General features: G+C 63.6%; 15 protein-coding genes. 6 read left to right on the top strand and 9 right to left on the bottom strand.

Translation table 11 applies throughout. The features are described from left to right. Both purM and purN read left to right on the top strand, forming a co-directional pair. The coding region (gene purM, locus F1542_RS15070; protein ID WP_227672777.1) for a phosphoribosylformylglycinamidine cyclo-ligase at positions 1-1,087 on the top strand (1,087 nt) is incomplete at its 5' end. Positions 1,088-1,095: 8 nt separating this feature from the next. Beyond that, entirely contained in the window at positions 1,096-1,719 is a 624-nt protein-coding gene (purN, locus tag F1542_RS15065; protein ID WP_193733755.1) for a phosphoribosylglycinamide formyltransferase, read from the top strand. Between the two features lie 160 nt (positions 1,720-1,879). Here the strand turns inward: purN and ndk are convergent, their stop codons facing one another. Continuing rightward, on the bottom strand, positions 1,880-2,302 hold the full coding sequence (ndk, locus tag F1542_RS15060; protein WP_193733754.1) for a nucleoside-diphosphate kinase: 423 nt from the start codon (positions 2,300-2,302) through the stop codon (positions 1,880-1,882). Between the two features lie 160 nt (positions 2,303-2,462). Between ndk and F1542_RS15055 the strand changes: the two genes are divergently transcribed. Continuing rightward, on the top strand, positions 2,463-4,349 hold the full coding sequence (locus F1542_RS15055) for an ATP-binding cassette domain-containing protein (RefSeq protein WP_193733753.1): 1,887 nt from the start codon (positions 2,463-2,465) through the stop codon (positions 4,347-4,349). A 551-nt stretch (positions 4,350-4,900) separates the two neighbouring features. Beyond that, on the top strand, positions 4,901-5,479 hold the full coding sequence (locus tag F1542_RS15050) for a hypothetical protein (RefSeq protein ID WP_193733752.1): 579 nt from the start codon (positions 4,901-4,903) through the stop codon (positions 5,477-5,479). 166 nt (positions 5,480-5,645) lie between these two features. On the opposite strand, the gene F1542_RS15045 is transcribed toward F1542_RS15050, so the two are convergent. Beyond that, a complete protein-coding gene (locus F1542_RS15045; protein ID WP_193733751.1) occupies positions 5,646-6,782 on the bottom strand; it encodes an MFS transporter in 1,137 nt (378 codons plus the stop codon). 283 nt (positions 6,783-7,065) lie between these two features. Between F1542_RS15045 and F1542_RS15040 the strand changes: the two genes are divergently transcribed. After that, positions 7,066-8,190, top strand: coding sequence for an AI-2E family transporter (locus F1542_RS15040; protein WP_193733750.1), 1,125 nt, complete (start codon positions 7,066-7,068; stop codon positions 8,188-8,190). 88 nt (positions 8,191-8,278) lie between these two features. Here F1542_RS15040 and F1542_RS15035 read toward each other — a convergent pair whose 3' ends face one another. The 4 genes from F1542_RS15035 to F1542_RS15020 are packed head-to-tail and all read right to left on the bottom strand — an operon-like array spanning position 8,279 to position 12,458. Beyond that, positions 8,279-8,863, bottom strand: coding sequence for an HAD family phosphatase (locus F1542_RS15035; RefSeq protein ID WP_193733749.1), 585 nt, complete (start codon positions 8,861-8,863; stop codon positions 8,279-8,281). Next, positions 8,860-9,348, bottom strand: coding sequence for a hypothetical protein (locus tag F1542_RS15030; protein WP_193733748.1), 489 nt, complete (start codon positions 9,346-9,348; stop codon positions 8,860-8,862). Before F1542_RS15030 ends, F1542_RS15035 begins: the two co-directional genes overlap by 4 nt. A gap of 15 nt (positions 9,349-9,363) precedes the next feature. Beyond that, positions 9,364-10,500, bottom strand: coding sequence for a DegT/DnrJ/EryC1/StrS aminotransferase family protein (locus F1542_RS15025; protein ID WP_193733747.1), 1,137 nt, complete (start codon positions 10,498-10,500; stop codon positions 9,364-9,366). After that, positions 10,497-12,458, bottom strand: a complete 1,962-nt coding sequence (locus F1542_RS15020) for a nucleoside-diphosphate sugar epimerase/dehydratase (protein ID WP_227672776.1) — start codon at positions 12,456-12,458, stop codon at positions 10,497-10,499. The genes F1542_RS15025 and F1542_RS15020 overlap by 4 nt, the downstream gene beginning before the upstream one ends. A gap of 73 nt (positions 12,459-12,531) precedes the next feature. On the opposite strand from F1542_RS15020, the gene F1542_RS15015 reads away from it, so the two are divergent. Further along, entirely contained in the window at positions 12,532-13,566 is a 1,035-nt protein-coding gene (locus F1542_RS15015; RefSeq protein WP_227672775.1) for a glycosyltransferase family 4 protein, read from the top strand. 65 nt (positions 13,567-13,631) lie between these two features. On the opposite strand, the gene F1542_RS15010 is transcribed toward F1542_RS15015, so the two are convergent. The 3 genes from F1542_RS15010 to F1542_RS15000 form a co-directional block, all read right to left on the bottom strand. Further along, positions 13,632-14,117 carry a hypothetical protein gene (locus F1542_RS15010; protein WP_193733745.1) on the bottom strand — a complete coding sequence of 162 codons (486 nt, stop codon included), beginning with the start codon at positions 14,115-14,117 and terminating at the stop codon, positions 13,632-13,634. Between the two features lie 20 nt (positions 14,118-14,137). Continuing rightward, positions 14,138-14,557 carry a MarR family winged helix-turn-helix transcriptional regulator gene (locus tag F1542_RS15005; RefSeq protein ID WP_193733744.1) on the bottom strand — a complete coding sequence of 140 codons (420 nt, stop codon included), beginning with the start codon at positions 14,555-14,557 and terminating at the stop codon, positions 14,138-14,140. Between the two features lie 160 nt (positions 14,558-14,717). Further along, entirely contained in the window at positions 14,718-16,157 is a 1,440-nt protein-coding gene (locus F1542_RS15000) for a M17 family metallopeptidase (RefSeq protein ID WP_193733743.1), read from the bottom strand. Positions 16,158-16,187: the final 30 nt, after the last annotated feature.

The following is a 16,187-nucleotide window of genomic DNA, read 5'->3' as shown; positions in this document are numbered from 1 at the left end:
CTGCCCGCCCAACGCGTCTTCCGCCACCCCGTCCGGCGCCACCTACCGGGATGCCGGGGTGGATATTGAAGCCGGTGATGCGCTTGTCGAAGTCATCAAGCCCGCGGCCCGGGCCACGGACCGCCCCGGCACCATGGGCGGCCTTGGCGGTTTCGGGGCGCTGTTCGACCTGAAGGCGGCCGGTTTTTCCGACCCCATCCTTGTTTCCTGCACCGATGGCGTGGGCACCAAGCTCATGATCGCCATTGAAAGCGGACTGCATGAGACGGTGGGCATCGACCTTGTCGCCATGTGCGTCAACGACCTGGTGGTACAGGGGGCGACACCGCTGTTCTTTCTGGATTATTTCGCCACCGGCAAGCTGTCCATCGAGGACGCGGCCAAGGTGGTGCGCGGAATCGCCAGGGGCTGCGCCGATTCCGGCTGCGCGCTGGTAGGCGGGGAAACGGCGGAAATGCCGGGCATGTACGCGCCCGGCCATTACGACCTTGCCGGGTTCTCGGTGGGGGCTGCGGAACGCACGGCGCTGCTGCCCGGTGATATCCGCCCTGGTGACACGCTGATCGCCCTGCCATCGGCGGGTGTGCATTCCAATGGCTTCTCGCTGGTGCGCAATATCGTAACCCGCAGCGGGCTGGCATGGGACGCGCCCTGCCCGTTTGCCGATGGCCAGACACTGGGTCAGGCGCTGATGACGCCCACCACGCTGTATGTCCACCCCGTGCTGGACCTGCACCGTGCCGGACTGCTGGTGGGGGCAGCCCACATTACGGGTGGCGGCCTGCCGGGCAATCTGCCGCGCGTGCTGCCCAAGGGCGTGCGGGCGGTGGTCGATGGCACGGCATGGCCGATCCCGCCGGTGTTCCCGTGGCTGGCCAGCACCGGCAATGTCACGACCGAGGAAATGCTGCGCGTCTTCAACTGCGGCGTGGGCATGGTGCTGGTGGTGCGGGACACTGATGCCGCCATGGCGCGCCTGAGCGCGCGCGGGCAGCAGGCCTTTGTCATCGGCACGATCACGCAGGGCGAAAGCCCCGACAGCCCGGCCACGCTGAGCTTTGACGAACTGCCCGAACTGCGCGACTGAACCGACCCGTGATCCACAAGACACCCATCGCCATCCTGATCAGCGGGCGCGGCAGCAACATGCGCGCGCTGATCGAATCGTGCGCCCGCGACGATTATCCCGCCCGCATCGCCCTGGTGCTGAGCAACAACCCCGATGCGCCGGGACTGGAAGTCGCGCGGGACGCCGGCCTTGCGACACAGGCCATTGACCACCGCGACTACCCCCGCGACCGGCCCGCGCATGAACGCGCGCTGGATGCGGCCCTGCGCGCGGCGGGCGTGGAATATGTCTGCCTTGCGGGCTACATGCGCCTGCTGACGCCATTCCTGACCACGGCATGGGCGGGACGGATGCTGAACATCCATCCCAGCCTGCTACCGGCCTATCCCGGGCTGCATACGCATGAACGGGCACTGGAAAGTGGTGCGCGCATCCATGGCTGCACCGTCCACTGGGTGACGGAAGGCATGGATGAAGGCCCCATCATCGGGCAGGCCGCCGTGCCCGTACTGGCCGATGATACGCCCGATGTGCTGGGCACGCGTGTATTGCGGCAGGAACATCGCCTGTATCCTGCCGCCCTGCACCGCGTGCTGGTTCCCGACGGGGCACCTGCCGCAACCGCATCAGACTGCCTGCTGTCGGTCTGATCACGGACAAGAACAAAAGTTTTTGGGTGCCGCCTTTTTTCAAAAGGGCGGCGTCCTGATGATTTGCGCGATACAACCCCCAGACATGAAAAAAGCCGGCCCAGGGGCCGGCTTTTCCATTGGCGGGGACCCAGGCCCCCGCCACCATGATCCATAAGGATCAGGGCAGGATTTCCGTGCCAGCGAAGAAGAAGGAAATCTCGTTCTTCGCGTTTTCAAGGCTGTCGGAACCGTGGACGGAGTTTGCTTCGATGCTTTCGGCAAACTGCGCACGGATGGTGTGGGCTTCGGCCTTCTTCGGGTCGGTGGTACCCATCACTTCGCGGTTCTTCAGGACAGCGTTCTCACCTTCGAGAACCTGCACCACGACCGGGCCGGAGATCATGAAGGACACCAGGTCGTTGTAGAACGGGCGTTCCTTGTGCACTTCATAGAACGCACCAGCAGTCGCCTTGGTCAGCTGGATGCGCTTCTGGGCGACGATGCGCAGGCCATTGCCTTCGAACACGGCATTGATCTTGCCGGTCAGGTTACGGCGGGTCGCATCGGGCTTGATGATCGAGAGGGTACGTTCGACTGCCATGGGACAGCTCCTTTCAAACGGGTTCTGAAATATACGAGGCGGCATTGGACATAAGCCGACATCACCTTACAAGCGCCATCTAGAGCATATCGCCGCAGACTGGTAGGTACAACCCGCACGAAACCAGCCATGCACCCCATATTGCCGGAGTTTTCCGCCCGTGAGCCTGCTCGTCATATCCGATCTGACCCTGCGCATCGCAGGCCGCACCCTGCTTGATGGCGCCAGCCTGAGCATTGATCCGGGCCGCAAGATCGGTCTGGTCGGTCGCAACGGGGCGGGCAAATCGACCCTTCTGGCCGCGATCGCGGGGGATATCGCACCTGATGGCGGCACGATCCACATGTCGGCGCGCGCGCGCATGGCACGGATCAAGCAGGAAGCACCCACGGGCTATGGCTCGCTGCTGGACACGGTGCTGGCGGGCGATACCGAACGGACGGACCTGCTGCGCGAATCCGAAACCACGACCGACCCCGCCCGCATTGCCGACATCCATGAACGCCTGCTGGCGATCGACGCCCACAGCGCCCCGGCGCGGGCGGCCGCCATCCTGTCCGGGCTGGGGTTCGATGCGCAGGCACAGACCCGCCCGGTATCGGACTTTTCGGGCGGGTGGCGCATGCGCGTGGCCCTGGCCACGGCGCTGTTCCTTAACCCCGACCTGCTCCTGCTGGATGAGCCAACCAACCATCTGGACCTTGAGGCCACGATCTGGCTGGAAAACTGGCTGGCGCGGTTTTCGGGGGCGGCGCTGATCGTCAGCCATGACCGGGGGCTGCTGGACCGCGCGGTGGACGCCATCGCCCATCTGGACCACGGCAGGCTGACACTGACGCCGGGCGGGTATGAGGAATTCGTGCGCATCCGCACCGAACAGGCGCTGCAGCAGGCCCGCATGGCCGAACGCATCACCGCCAAGCGCGCGCACATGCAGTCCTTCGTGGACCGTTTCCGTGCCAAGGCCACCAAGGCCAAACAGGCGCAGGCCCGCATCAAGGCGCTGGAAAAACTGCCGCAGATCGACAGCGTGGTGGAAGATACGCCCAGCCACTTTTCCTTTCCCGAACCCTCCCCCCTGCCGCCGCCCATGCTGGTGATGGACCGGGTTTCAGCCGGTTATGGCGATCACACCATCCTGTCCAACCTGTCACTGCGTATCGACATGGAAGACCGGATTGCCCTGCTGGGGGCGAACGGCAACGGCAAATCCACCTTTGCCAAGCTGGTGGCGGGGCGGCTGGAACCCCGGTCAGGCACGATCCAGCACAGCCCGAAGCTGAAGGTCGGCTATTTCGCCCAGCATCAGGCCGAGGAACTGCGTCCCGATGAGACCCCGGTGGACCACATGGCCCGCGCCCTGCCCGACGCCACCCCACCCGCCGTGCGCGCGCAGCTTGCCCGTTTCGGTCTGGACGCGGAACGCGCGGAAACGCCCACGCGCGACCTGTCGGGGGGGGAGAAGGCGCGCCTGCTGCTTGCACTGGCCACGCGCGATGCGCCGCACCTGCTGATCCTTGATGAACCGACCAACCACCTTGACCTTGACGCACGTGACGCGCTGATCCGGGCTTTGGCGGAATTCGAGGGCGCGGTCCTGCTGATCAGCCATGACCCACATCTGGTTGAACTGGTGGCCGACCGGCTGTGGCTGGTGGGCGATGGCACGGTCCGCCCGTTCGAGGGCGACATGGCGGAATACCGCACCTGGCTGACCGAACGGGCGCGGGCAGTCTCGAACAACGACCCCGCCCGTCCTGCCGCGGCCCCAAAACGCGATGACCGTCGCGAACGCGCCGAAGCCCGCAAGGCCACGGCCCCCCTGCGCAAACGCATCCGCGATGCCGAACAGCTTATGGCCAGACTGGTGGCCGAGCGCGCGAAGCTGGAAGCCCGTCTGGCGGACCCCAAACTGTATGAAAGCGGCAAGGCGGATGAAGTCACCGCACTGAACACCCGCCTTGCCGCCATTGCACGCGAACACGACCGGGCGGAAGAAGACTGGCTGGCAGCGGAAACGGAACTGGAGGCCGCCAGCGCGGAATAGGCCCGCCTCCCCATCCACGCGCCTGCCTGATGAAGTCATTCACGGGCAGGCGCGTGCGGGCGGACCAGAAATCCGACTTACGTGGTGAACGTGCCATCCTGCCATGCAATGCCATCGCCTGCGGAACTGCGTCATCATATCGGACTGAGATGTCTCGATCCCCGCGCGCGCTGCATTCCATATGATTGACGCACCGGCCGTTTTTTCCGGATTCGTTCACCGCATTCATGATCCGGGTGGGGTAAAGGCCGCGCGGATGCGACCCAAATACGGTCATGTCGTCATCTTCTCCCTGCCCGTTGCATGGACTGAAGTCAGGCATATCGGCTGATCTCAATTACGCGGCAGACAGACATTGAAGATATTACCAGACGTCAATAGTAGTGCTGGAAATTTTCAGATACAGGGAGATACAAACAGTTACAAATGCAGGCTGTCATAAAATGAAAAAAGTCAGTTCCCTCATTTCATCCAGCGTCTTATGTGCGCTTCTTGCGGGATGTTACGGTACTGTTGCCAAGGAAGGCATAAAATACAGGCACCTATCAAAAATGTCCGAGGAACAGATACAGGCGAAAACAACCGTAACCAACCAGCCATGGTCAAAAACCGCGATAGTCAGTCAGGAAAAATTATACAACAATGGTCACAACTGGGATCATTTTGGAGATAACAAAGTATTAACAGTTGACCTTACTTCATTTCTTTACTCTGTTATTAAAAAAAGCGATAGATCGGCAAATTATTATTTAGGTATTGATACAGATATTGGCGGCGTTGCATATCAGCATATGGAATACACCGAAGATGGCGTCAAAAAATATACCAATGTCACCAATATTGATAACGAAACAAGCTGCGATGGAGCGAATGTCTATGCGGGCCGCGTCAGTCCGGACTGCCATTACGAAACAAATGCAGCCTTCCCCATCAGCAAGGAACTTCTGGAAAAAATAGCCAGTTCAGATCAGCCATTTAAAGTATTGTTTGTATCCGAAAATTCCACAGTCGTCCCGTTCGATGACATTATCGCCCCATCAGAAGCCCGCGCCCTGCTTGACCGCGTGCAGCAGGAAGCCGCCAGCGTCACCCCCGCGACCGAAGCACAACCGGATACCCCATCGAAATAACATCATCCCTGACCACTCCGGGACGACCGACATTTTTCCGGAGACTGCCTGAAAGCAGCCTGATGGCGGGGCATTGCGCGCGATGGGATAACCCAGGTGGCAATATGCCGCATTCGCCCCGCCATTCATCATGGGTCACGCATTCTGCCAGCAGCAAATTCCTGACCTAGACCGGGCCACGCGCTCCCGCACGCTGCACCAGCAGTCCGGTCAAGAAAATCGCCAGCCCCGCGGCCGACAGCCCGGCCCCGACCCATCCCACGTCCTGCGCACCATAGCCTGCGGCAATCACCGCCCCGCCCAGCCACGCGCCAAATGCATTGGCCACGTTGACGGCGGAATGGTTCAGCGCCGCCACCAGCCCCTGCGCATCGGCCGCCACATCCATAAGCCGGGTCTGCAACGCGGGCAGCAGGGCAATGATGCCGCCCATCAGGCTGGTTACGATCAACACCAGCACCATGCTTTCCGCGCATACGGAAAACAGGCACAGCATGATGGTGCTGGCCGCCAGCGTCACCACCACCGCCAGCGTGGGGCTGATATCCACCAGCCGGGCACCGGCCATGTTGCCCGCCACCATGCCCACGCCCCACAATGACTGCGCCAGCGGCACGACATAGGCAGGCACGCCGGTCACGCCCAGCAATACCGTGGACAGATAGGTGCCGACACAGAACATGCCGCCAAACCCGATCGCCCCCGTCGACAGCGTGAACCATACCTGCGGTCGCCGCAGCGCACCCAGTTCACGCCACAGCGAACCCTGCGGATCGGGCGCCACGATGGGCACCGTGCGCGCGATCATGACAAGGGCCAGCAGTTCCATGACCGCGATGAAGGCGTAAACCGCCCGCCAGCCCAGCATCTGCCCCGCCCATGTCACCAGCGGCACCCCGACGACATGGGCGACCGTCAGCCCCACGAATACACCGGCTACCGCCCGTCCCCGTCGCGCGGGGTCGGCCATGCCCGCGGCCACCAGCGCCGCCACACCGTAAAAGGCCCCATGCGGCAACCCGGTCAGGAAACGTATGACCAGCAGCGTCCCGTAACCCGGCGCCAGTGCCGATGCCGCATTGCCCACGACAAACATGGCCTGCAGCGCCAGTAGCAGCCGGTAGCGCGACAGGCGCGCGCCGATCAGGGCGGCCAGTGGGGCACCGATCACCACCCCCACCGCATAGGCACTGATGACATGCCCCGCCACCGGGACCGACACGCCCAGCGAACGGGCGACACCGGGCAGCATCGCCATCAATGCGAACTCCCCCGTGCCTATGGCAAAGGTGGCGACAGCCATTGCCCATCCTGCCCCCCCGGACCGTACGGGCGGGACCGGATGCGATGAAGAAATATCTGGAGTACTCACATGTCCGCCCTTTTCCGACAGCAGATATTGGCTTACGCCTTAAACGGTCACGAAGGGAATGCACCCGCGGGACCCCACGTTCTGGCCTGCCGCCAGTTAGTGGAATTTTAGGACAACGCAATCCATACCCCTTCCCGGACGTTATCCCGGCTGCGGCTGTGCTGGCGTTCACGTTCCACGCAGCCCCTTTCATGGCCACCATACGGACATATAGATGACCGCCTCCTCCCCGCTGGATCCCACGCCTGACGCCCCTGCTTCCCGACCTGCCCCGAAAAAAGACGAAATCCCCGATCCCCGCGCCCAGCAGCTGGCGCGCATCTATGCCCTGCTGCGGCTGACACTGGTCATCACCATCGTGGTCATGCTGATCTGGGTGGTGGGTGACGTGCTGATGGTCATTTTCGCCGCGACCCTTGTTGCCGTGATCCTGCACAACCTTGCAGGCGTTGTGGAACGCCACACGCGCATGCCCTACTGGCTGTCGCTTACGGCGGTGGTCGTGGTCATAATCGGCGCGCTGACCGGACTGATCTGGAGCAGCGGGCCAGAGATATCGGAACAGGCCGTAAAACTGCGCACAGCATTGAGCGAGCAGGCCCATAACCTGCGTGACAGCATGGGCCATTCCTCCACCGGGCGCATGATCCTTGACAACCTGCCCACGACGCTGGGGGGGAATGAACAGGCCGCCAGCAGCAGCGGGTTCGGATCACTGGCCGGGTCCATGACCGGTTTCGTCTCCTCCGCGTTCGGGGCTGCGGGCACGCTGGCGGTCATCCTGATCGCGGGGCTGTATTTCGCCATATCACCCGAACTGTATGTCAATGGCATGCTGCGGCTGATCCCGCATGAATACCGCCACACATCGCGCGAACTGCTGCTGACGGCAGGGCGCACCCTGTGGGCATGGACGGCGGGACAGGCGCTGGACATGACCGTGGTGGGACTGCTGTCCTTCATCGGGTTGTGGTGCATTGGCGTGCCGCTGGCGCTGGCGCTGGGAGTCGTGGCGGGCATGGCCAACTTCATTCCTTATATCGGCGCGTTCGTCGGCGCGGTGCCCGCCGTGCTGATCGGCCTGTCACAGGGCACGCGCGAAGGGGTCATGGTGCTGTGCCTGTATGCCGCCATCCAGTTTTTCGAGGGCAATGTCATGGCCCCGCTGATCCAGCGCCACGCGGTCAAGATGCCACCGGGGCTGACCATCCTGTCCCAGACGATCTTTGGCACCATCCTCGGCATTCCGGGGCTTATCCTGGCCTCTCCGCTGACGGCGGCCCTGCTGGCGACCGCTGACCGCGCCACCCCCAAGCTGAAGGACAACGAACGGGTATAATTGATTACCTTGAAGCATTTTCTGAATAAAAACGGGGACGGGAGATCATACTCCCGTCCCCGTTGTGCATTCATCCGCGCCGTCTTCTTCAGGGCAGCAGCGTATTCACATCCACATGCGCCATGCCCGCGCGGGTGGCGGCCAGCATGCCCTCGCGGCTATCCTCGAATACCAGACATGACGCAGGCGGCAGCGCCAGCCGGCCCGCCGCCAGCAGGAACATGTCCGGCGCGGGCTTGGGGTTTTCCACGTCATCTATGGTGATGATGGCATCAAAAAGCCGTTCCAGCCCAAGGTGGCGCAGGCAGGCGGACACGATCTGCCGTGACCCGTTGGATGCCACCGCCATGGGCAGGCGGCCATGGTACTGGCGGGCAATGTCCGCCACCACGGTAATTTCACGCAGCACATGCAGCCTGCGCAGCATGCTGTCGCGCGCTTGTGAAATGATGCCGTCGCGGTTCACGCTGCGGCCCAGTCTGGCCTCGACAATATCCAGCACCATGTGTTCGGACATGCCGCCATGGCCGTGGAACCATTCGGGCGGCACGTTCTGTTCTATGGCGTCCTCAAGGGCCGCGATCCAGCCTTCGCGGTATAACGGCAGGCTGTCGACCAGCGTGCCGTCACAATCAAAGATCAGACCTGCCGTATCCGCACGCACCGGGCTCATGGAAAGGCAGACCGGGGATAGTCGTACTGGTTGACCAGGTCGCGCAGGGCGTTGAAGTCCTTGTCCTTGAAATGGTGGAAGCGGATGACCGCACCGGGCCGTTCCTCGACAAACACGGTGTTGTTCCAGTCAGCGGCGCTGATGCCGGTCCACAGCGTGATGCGGTAGGGGACTGCCGGATCACCGGCTGGCTGCTGGCCCTTGTGCTCGACCTGCATTTCCAGCACCGCATCCCCGCTGGATGGCGGGGTCTGCCCCAGCGGGCCCCAGCCTGCGGTATGGGCCTGCAGCCAGTCATTGAGCGTATGGACCTGTGCCGCCGTCAGCGTGCGCTCCCTGCGCATCGGCCCCACGGCAATGGTGCCCGTTTCCATGGTGGGAAAGCTGAGTGGCCGGAAATTGGGCAGGGCGATAAGCCACAACCCCGCCGCCGTACCGATCGTGATAACCAGGAACCCGATCAGCAGGGCTGTCTCGCGTCTCATTTGCGTATGATCTCCTTATGCACGCACGGCCGCAACGACCCGGCCCACGTCATGATCCGACAGTTCCGCATGCAGCGGCAGCGCCATGATCCGGCGCGACAGGTCTTCCGACACCGGCAGCGCCACGCCATCATGGGCGGCGACATAGGCAGGCTGCTGGTGCAGCGGAAGCGGGTAATAGATGGCCGACGCCACGCCATGGCTTTTCAGCCTGTGCTGCAGGGCGGCGCGGTCTTCCGCCCCTTTCGTCAGCACGGAATAGATTGCCCATGAACCATGGCTGCCTGCCACGCGCGCGGGCGGGATCACGCGGCCCGTAATACCCGCGTCATACGCATCGGCAATGGCGCGCCTGCGTTCAAGTTCCATGTCAAACACATCCAGCTTGGCCAGCAGGATCGCGGCCTGAATGGTGTCCAGCCGCGCATTCATGCCGGTGCGCAGGACCTCGTACCGGGTCTTGCCTTCGCCATGCGTGCGCAGCGAACGGTACAGTTCGGCCCGTTCGGGATCATCGGTCAGGATGCCGCCTGCATCGCCATACGCACCCAGCGGCTTGGAAGGGAAGAAGGACAGGGTGGTTGCCACCGCCTCCCGCCCCAGCCTGCGGCCCGACAGCGTCGCACCGAATGCCTGCGCGCAGTCGGCCATGAGGAACAGCTTCTCCTCCGCCGCGATCGCGCGCAGTTCGGGCCATGGGGCGGGCTGGCCAAACAGGTCCACGCCGATCACCGCGCGCGGGCGCAGCTTTCCGGCCTTGCGGACATCGGCAATGCGCTTGCGCAGGCTGGCGGGATCGATCTGGAAGGTGGCAGGATCCACATCCACGAAAACCGGGGTCGCGCCCAGCACCAGCGGCACCTCCGCCGTGGCGGTATAGGTGAAGGCGGGCAGGAACACGGCGTCACCGGCACCGATTCCCTCGGCCATCAGGACGATCTGGATGGCATCCGTGCCCGATGAGACACCAACACACTGCGCCGCCCCGCTATAGCTGGCCAGCCGGCCTTCCAGTTCGGTGACTTCCGGCCCCATGACAAAGCGGCAGTGCTTCATGACCGCATCGACACGCTGCCTGATTTCGTTGGCAATCAGGCTCTGCTGCTGGGGCAGGTTCAGAAAACCTATGGGAGCTTCCGCCGGAGCGTTCATGATGCATTCCTTTCCACATCGATCTGCCCCGCTGTGTCCGGAGTGGCCACACCATGCGGGTTATGGGCAAATTCGGGGACAAGCCTGCGGACAAGGTCCAGCGCGCGCGCGCCATCACCATCCCGGCATGCCAATGTAAGTGCATCCATGATATTGGCGACCTGCGCAAGGTCCACCGTACGCGGCGTTGCCATCCGCAGGCCGGGACAGTCGGTGGGTTGCAGGATTTCCTGCTTGTAAAACAGGTCCTCGGTCAGCTTTTCCCCCGGCCTCAGCCCGGTAAAGCGGATCTGCACGTCCCGGTCGGGCCGCAGACCGGCCAGCACGATCATCTGGCGCGCCAGATCGACAATGCGCACCGGCGTGCCCATGTCCAGCACGAACACCCCGCCACCACGCAGCAGTACCGCCATGCCATCCGCCCGCCCCCCCGTGCCGCGGGCGCTGGCCTGCAGCACAAGGCCGACCGCTTCGGACACGGTCATGAAATACCGCGTCATGCGCGGGTCTGTTACCGTAAGCGGGCCACCACATTCCAGCTGGTGGCGGAACAGGGGAATGACCGAACCCGTCGATCCCATGACATTGCCAAACCGCACGGTCACGCACTGCATGGCGTGCCCGTCGTCGCGGTTGCGGGCTTCCATATCCAGCGCCTGGCAGTACATTTCCGCAATGCGCTTGGATACCCCCATCACACTGGCGGGGTTGACCGCCTTGTCCGTCGAAATCAGGACCATGGCCCTGACCCCGTGCCGGGCGGCGGTATCGGCCACGATGCGGGTGCCGGTCACGTTGGTCAGCAATCCCTCGCACGGGTTTTCCTCCACCATGGGTACATGCTTCAGCGCTGCGGCATGGAACACCAGTTCGGGCCGGAAACGGGCGAATACACGCTCCATCCGTCCCGCATCGCGTATATCGGCCAGGACAAGGTGACGCGTAGTGTCAGGGGCCTTTTCCGCCAGGTCTATATCCACCTGCCATAACGGGAATTCGCCAATATCCACCAAAATCAGCTGATCAGGGGCGTAACCTGCGATCTGTCGGGCCAGTTCGCTGCCGATTGACCCGCCAGCCCCCGTAATCAGCACGCGCCGCCCGCGCAGCATACCGGCAATGCCCTGCCCGTCCGGTGCAACAGCCGGACGGTTGAGCAGGTCCGACAGCCTGACCGGATGCAGCGGTGCCATGCCGCCCCCGGCGATACCGGACAGATCGGGCATGCAGCGCACCTGCGTGCCGGTTTCCTGTGCCATCCGCAGGACAGCAGACAGACGTTCGCCCCGAAAGCGGGGATCGGCCACCACCAGCAGCAGTTCATCTTCCGCCCTGAATGCCGACAGGATACAAGGCAGGTCCGCCACCTGCCCCAGCACCGGCACGCCACGCAGCCTGCGTCCGGGGCGGCGCTGACGGCCTTCGACCACCATGCCCACGACCAGACCGCCCATATCCGGCATGAGGCTGAGGAACCGGCTGGCGTCCTCCCCATCCCCCAGCAGGATCACACGCCGGTCGCCCCTGTCCCGGCCATCGCGACAGGACCGCCAGCACTGGTAGCCCGCGCGTGCCCCCGCCATGATAACAAAGGCCGCCATGGCATACGCCGCGCCAAACGCCGCCGCGCGCGGCCCACCCGACAGGCCAAGCATGCCCGTGGCCACCATGCCTGCCAGCACGCACGCGCCCGCCAGCCGCCAGTAATCGGACCGGCCCGCAAAACGCCAGTGCTGCTGGAACACCCGGAACGGCCAGCCCGCGACCCCGATGGCGGCCATGCCCAGCACAGGCGGGCCCCACCATGGCCATGCAATGTCACGACAGGCGCACAATCCCGTCGCCACGATTGCGGCAAGCCCGCCCATGAACGTATCAAGGGTGCTGTTTACGGCCAGTGTCCGTATCCTACGCAGACACTCCGCCAGGCCGCCGCCGCTTGAGGATTGCGTAACCATCACCCTCCCCCTATAGCCGAGCAGAAGCAGGGCAAGAAGGAGAGATCATGCGCCCCTTCCAGCTTTCATGACCATGTTCCATTCATTTCATGCCGAAAACGTCTTTTTCGGGCTGTTCTTACTGGTGGCGGGCCTGATGTCCGCCGTGCTGTCGCGGCGGGTGATCGCGATGCGCGTGCTGGATTACCCGACCGGACGCAGCGCCCATGACAGGCCGGTGCCAAAGGGGGGCGGGCTTGCGATCCTGATCGTATTCGTGGTGGGCGTGCCGCTGGGCCAGATGATCTGCCACCGCCATGCGGACATGACGGATGTGACGCTGCTGCTGGCCACGGTGGGACTGGGACTGTTTTCATGGCGCGATGACATGCAGCCCATGCCGCCCGTATGGAAACTGGGGGCGCAGATTGCAGCCGCCACGCTGGTGGCGTGGGGCGACATGGCTGGCGGGACGGTCCATGCGCTGACGCCGGACGGGCTTGGGCTGCGGGTCGTGTGGCTGGTGGCCCTGTGCAACTGCATCAATTTCATGGACGGGCTGAATGGACTGGCCAGCGGGTGCACGCTGATCGCGGGCGTGATCGCGGCGGGACTGTTCATGCTGGCGGGCGGCGGGGTGGAAACATGGGGCAGTGCCCTGATCCTGGCCGCAGCCTGTGCCGGATTCCTGCCCTTCAACTTTCCCCATGCGCGGCTATTCATGGGGGATGTGGGCAGCCAGTGCTGCGGGCTGGTGCTGGGGGCGCTGGGCCTGCGCATGGCGGGCATGCCACAACTGGCCCATGGGGCATGGCTCATGCCACTCATGCTGTCGGGGCTGCTGCTGGATGTCATTGCAACCCTGCTGCGGCGGCTATGCTGCCACCGTCCCGTCATGCGCGCGCACCGGGAACATTTCTACCAGATGGCCCATCGCAGCGGCATGCAGGCCGCCGATATTACGGTCGTGACATGGGCGGGCACCGTGTGCGGCGGCATGGGGTCGGTTGTCGTGGGCATGGGATGGGTCCGCCCCGGCCCGGTCGTGCTGGCTGTCAGCATGATCCAATTTGTCTGGATTGCCGCCGTCATACGCCGGGTGGGACGTACGCCCGGCCTGTCGTGGTAGCAAAAAAAAGGGGGGAACAGCCTGCTGGCCATCCCCCCCTGTTGCTTTTGTCCTGACAGCGGATCTTATTTGCGCAGGGTAATCTTCATGCCCTGTGCCGCGGCGGCCAGGCGGCCACCGGAACTGGACGTATCAAGGCGGATACGGACGCCAGCGGGATTGTTGAGCAGCACGGCGCCCACGCCGGTCCCGGCCGTGACATCCCCGTTGACGGCGGCATAGCTGCCTTCAAAATCCTTGACCTTCGTCAGGTTATAGACCTCACCCTGGCCACTGATGTTGGCATAGCCCACGGCCGCCAGCGAACCGCCCTCGATCTTGAATCGGTAGGTGTGGTTCTGGAACACCAGCTTGCCTGTGCCCCACGTGTGGCCGACCCCGATATCGAGGGACTTGAACTTCATCGTGACATGCCCCGACGGCGTGCCAAGCGATGATTCCGCGGCCCGGGCCAGTGTCGGCGCAGCCGCAAGCGGCGCGATGACCATGGCAAGGGCAACCAGACGTCGTGAGATACGCATGGAATTGAAACCTTCCGTCCGTTTCAGCATGAAGTGAACCCTCATGTAACTCAGCCAGCGCGGCGCTGTTCCTCGGTCCGGCGGGTACGCGTGGTCTTGCGCACGGGTGCCGCCGCCTTATCCTGCGTTGCCGCTTCATTCACGATGCTGCACAGGTCGCGCAGGTAGGCCTTGCCCTTGATCGTGTGCTTGATCAGCACGGAACGGCGGTCCATCGGGTCCGGCGCGCGGCGAGCCAGATCCAGTGCCTTCAGCCGGTCCAGCGCGCGGGTGATGGCGGGCTTGGACACGTTCAGTTCGGCTGCAAGGCCACGCACGGTGTGCGAGCCGTCGCCACGCAGGTAGCAGGTCAGGAACACGGCCAGCTGGCGTGCCGACAGGTCGGGCCCGTCACGGCGGACCATCGCGACAATGGTGTCGCGCAGCGAATTGATCATCTGGTCCGTATTAGCGTCTGATGACTTGCTCATCGGTGGAAATCCCCTGTCAGAAATCAGCCTGCACACCGGCACGCATGGATGCGGAATCGGGTGGACTGGAATGGTGCGTCTTGGTTGTGCCTATATAATTGGCATTTACGGCATATATAAGTCGCAACAACCAAATTAGTTCGCATCCGGCATTGTTTCTTTAGTGATGCATTCTGTCCTCGATATTAAATATTTTTAACATTCCTTCATAAATCGCTCTTAAACCAAGACTTTCTCCGCCTTCTGGCCGTCCGGGCCGTGACGAATCATTCCATCCGTAGGTATCGATATGAACCCAGCGCACATCAGTTTTGACAAAATTTTCTAGAAAAAGTGCCGCCGTGATCGCTCCGCCCATGGGTTTGGATGAAATATTGTTCATATCTGCCACCGGACTGCGCAGCCATTTCCGGTACCCCGGCCACAGCGGCAACTGCCACAGCGGGTCCCCACAGGCCAGGCCGGACGCCACCAGCACAGCCCCCGTCGCGTCATGATTGGTGAACAGGGCCGGCACATCCGGCCCCAGCGCCACGCGGGCCGCCCCGGTCAGGGTCGCGGCATCCACCAGCAGGTCGGGCTGGCGTTCGCAGGCCGCGTGCAGCAGGTCACACAGGACCAGCCTGCCTTCGGCATCGGTATTGCCGATTTCAACCGTCAGCCCCGCGCGGGTCTTCACCACATCAGATGGCCGCATGGCATGGCCCGATACGCTGTTTTCCACGCAGCCCAGACGCAGTTCCAGCCGGACAGGCAGGTCACGCAGCATGACCAGACGCGCAAGGGCCAGCATGATGGCTGCGCCCCCCATGTCCTTTTTCATCCGCAGCATGGAGGAAGGCGGCTTGAGGTCATACCCACCCGTATCGAAACACACGCCCTTGCCCACCAGCGACAGCAGTGGTGCCGTCTCGGTGGCGGTGCTGCCCTGCCAGCGGGCCTCAACCACGCAGGGCGCGCGGTCCGATCCCGCGCCAACATGCAGTACGGTCGGGAATTCCTGCGCCAGCCGCGCCCCGCGAATGACCGATACATCCGCCCCCAGCGGGGCCAGCGCCATCTCGGCCGCCTTGGCCAGATCATCCGGTCCCATGAGATTGGGCGGCGTATTGATCAGCGAACGGGCAAGATTGATGCAGCGCGCCATGCTGGCTGCCGCCTGCCCCGCCCCTTCCACCACCAGCCGCGCAGGCGGGGCGGCGGGCGCCATGTCGCGGCCAAAAGCGGGCATGCGATAGGCGCCAAGACAGAAACCCAGTGCGATATCGCCTGCCTGCACATCCGCAGGGGCACTGACCCGCCATGATCCGGCAGGCAGCGAGTCGGGCAACGCCCCGAACACGAACGGGTCGGTGCCATCCGTCTGCTCCGCAATGCCCAGCAGGGCCGTCGTGACCGTGCCATCCACACCGGGCAGCAGCTGTACCTGACCGTACCGGGCGGCAAAACCGGCCTGACGGGCAAAGCGGGCCGCCACTTCACCCACCACTGCGTCCATCTCCCCCAGTGCCGAGGGGCGGATGGCATGCACCATGCCCACGGCCCCGTCCCGCACATCGGCCGCCGCGACCAGACAGACCTGCGTTTCCAACGCGTTCATCGCATGTCCCTTCCCTGTATGTATTCCTGT

The organism is Komagataeibacter sp. FXV3, from assembly GCF_015155755.1.
In the GTDB taxonomy this organism is placed as follows: domain Bacteria; phylum Pseudomonadota; class Alphaproteobacteria; order Acetobacterales; family Acetobacteraceae; genus Komagataeibacter.
Note: the sequence above shows the minus strand (reverse complement) of the source record. Positions and strands in the feature narration are given on the sequence as shown.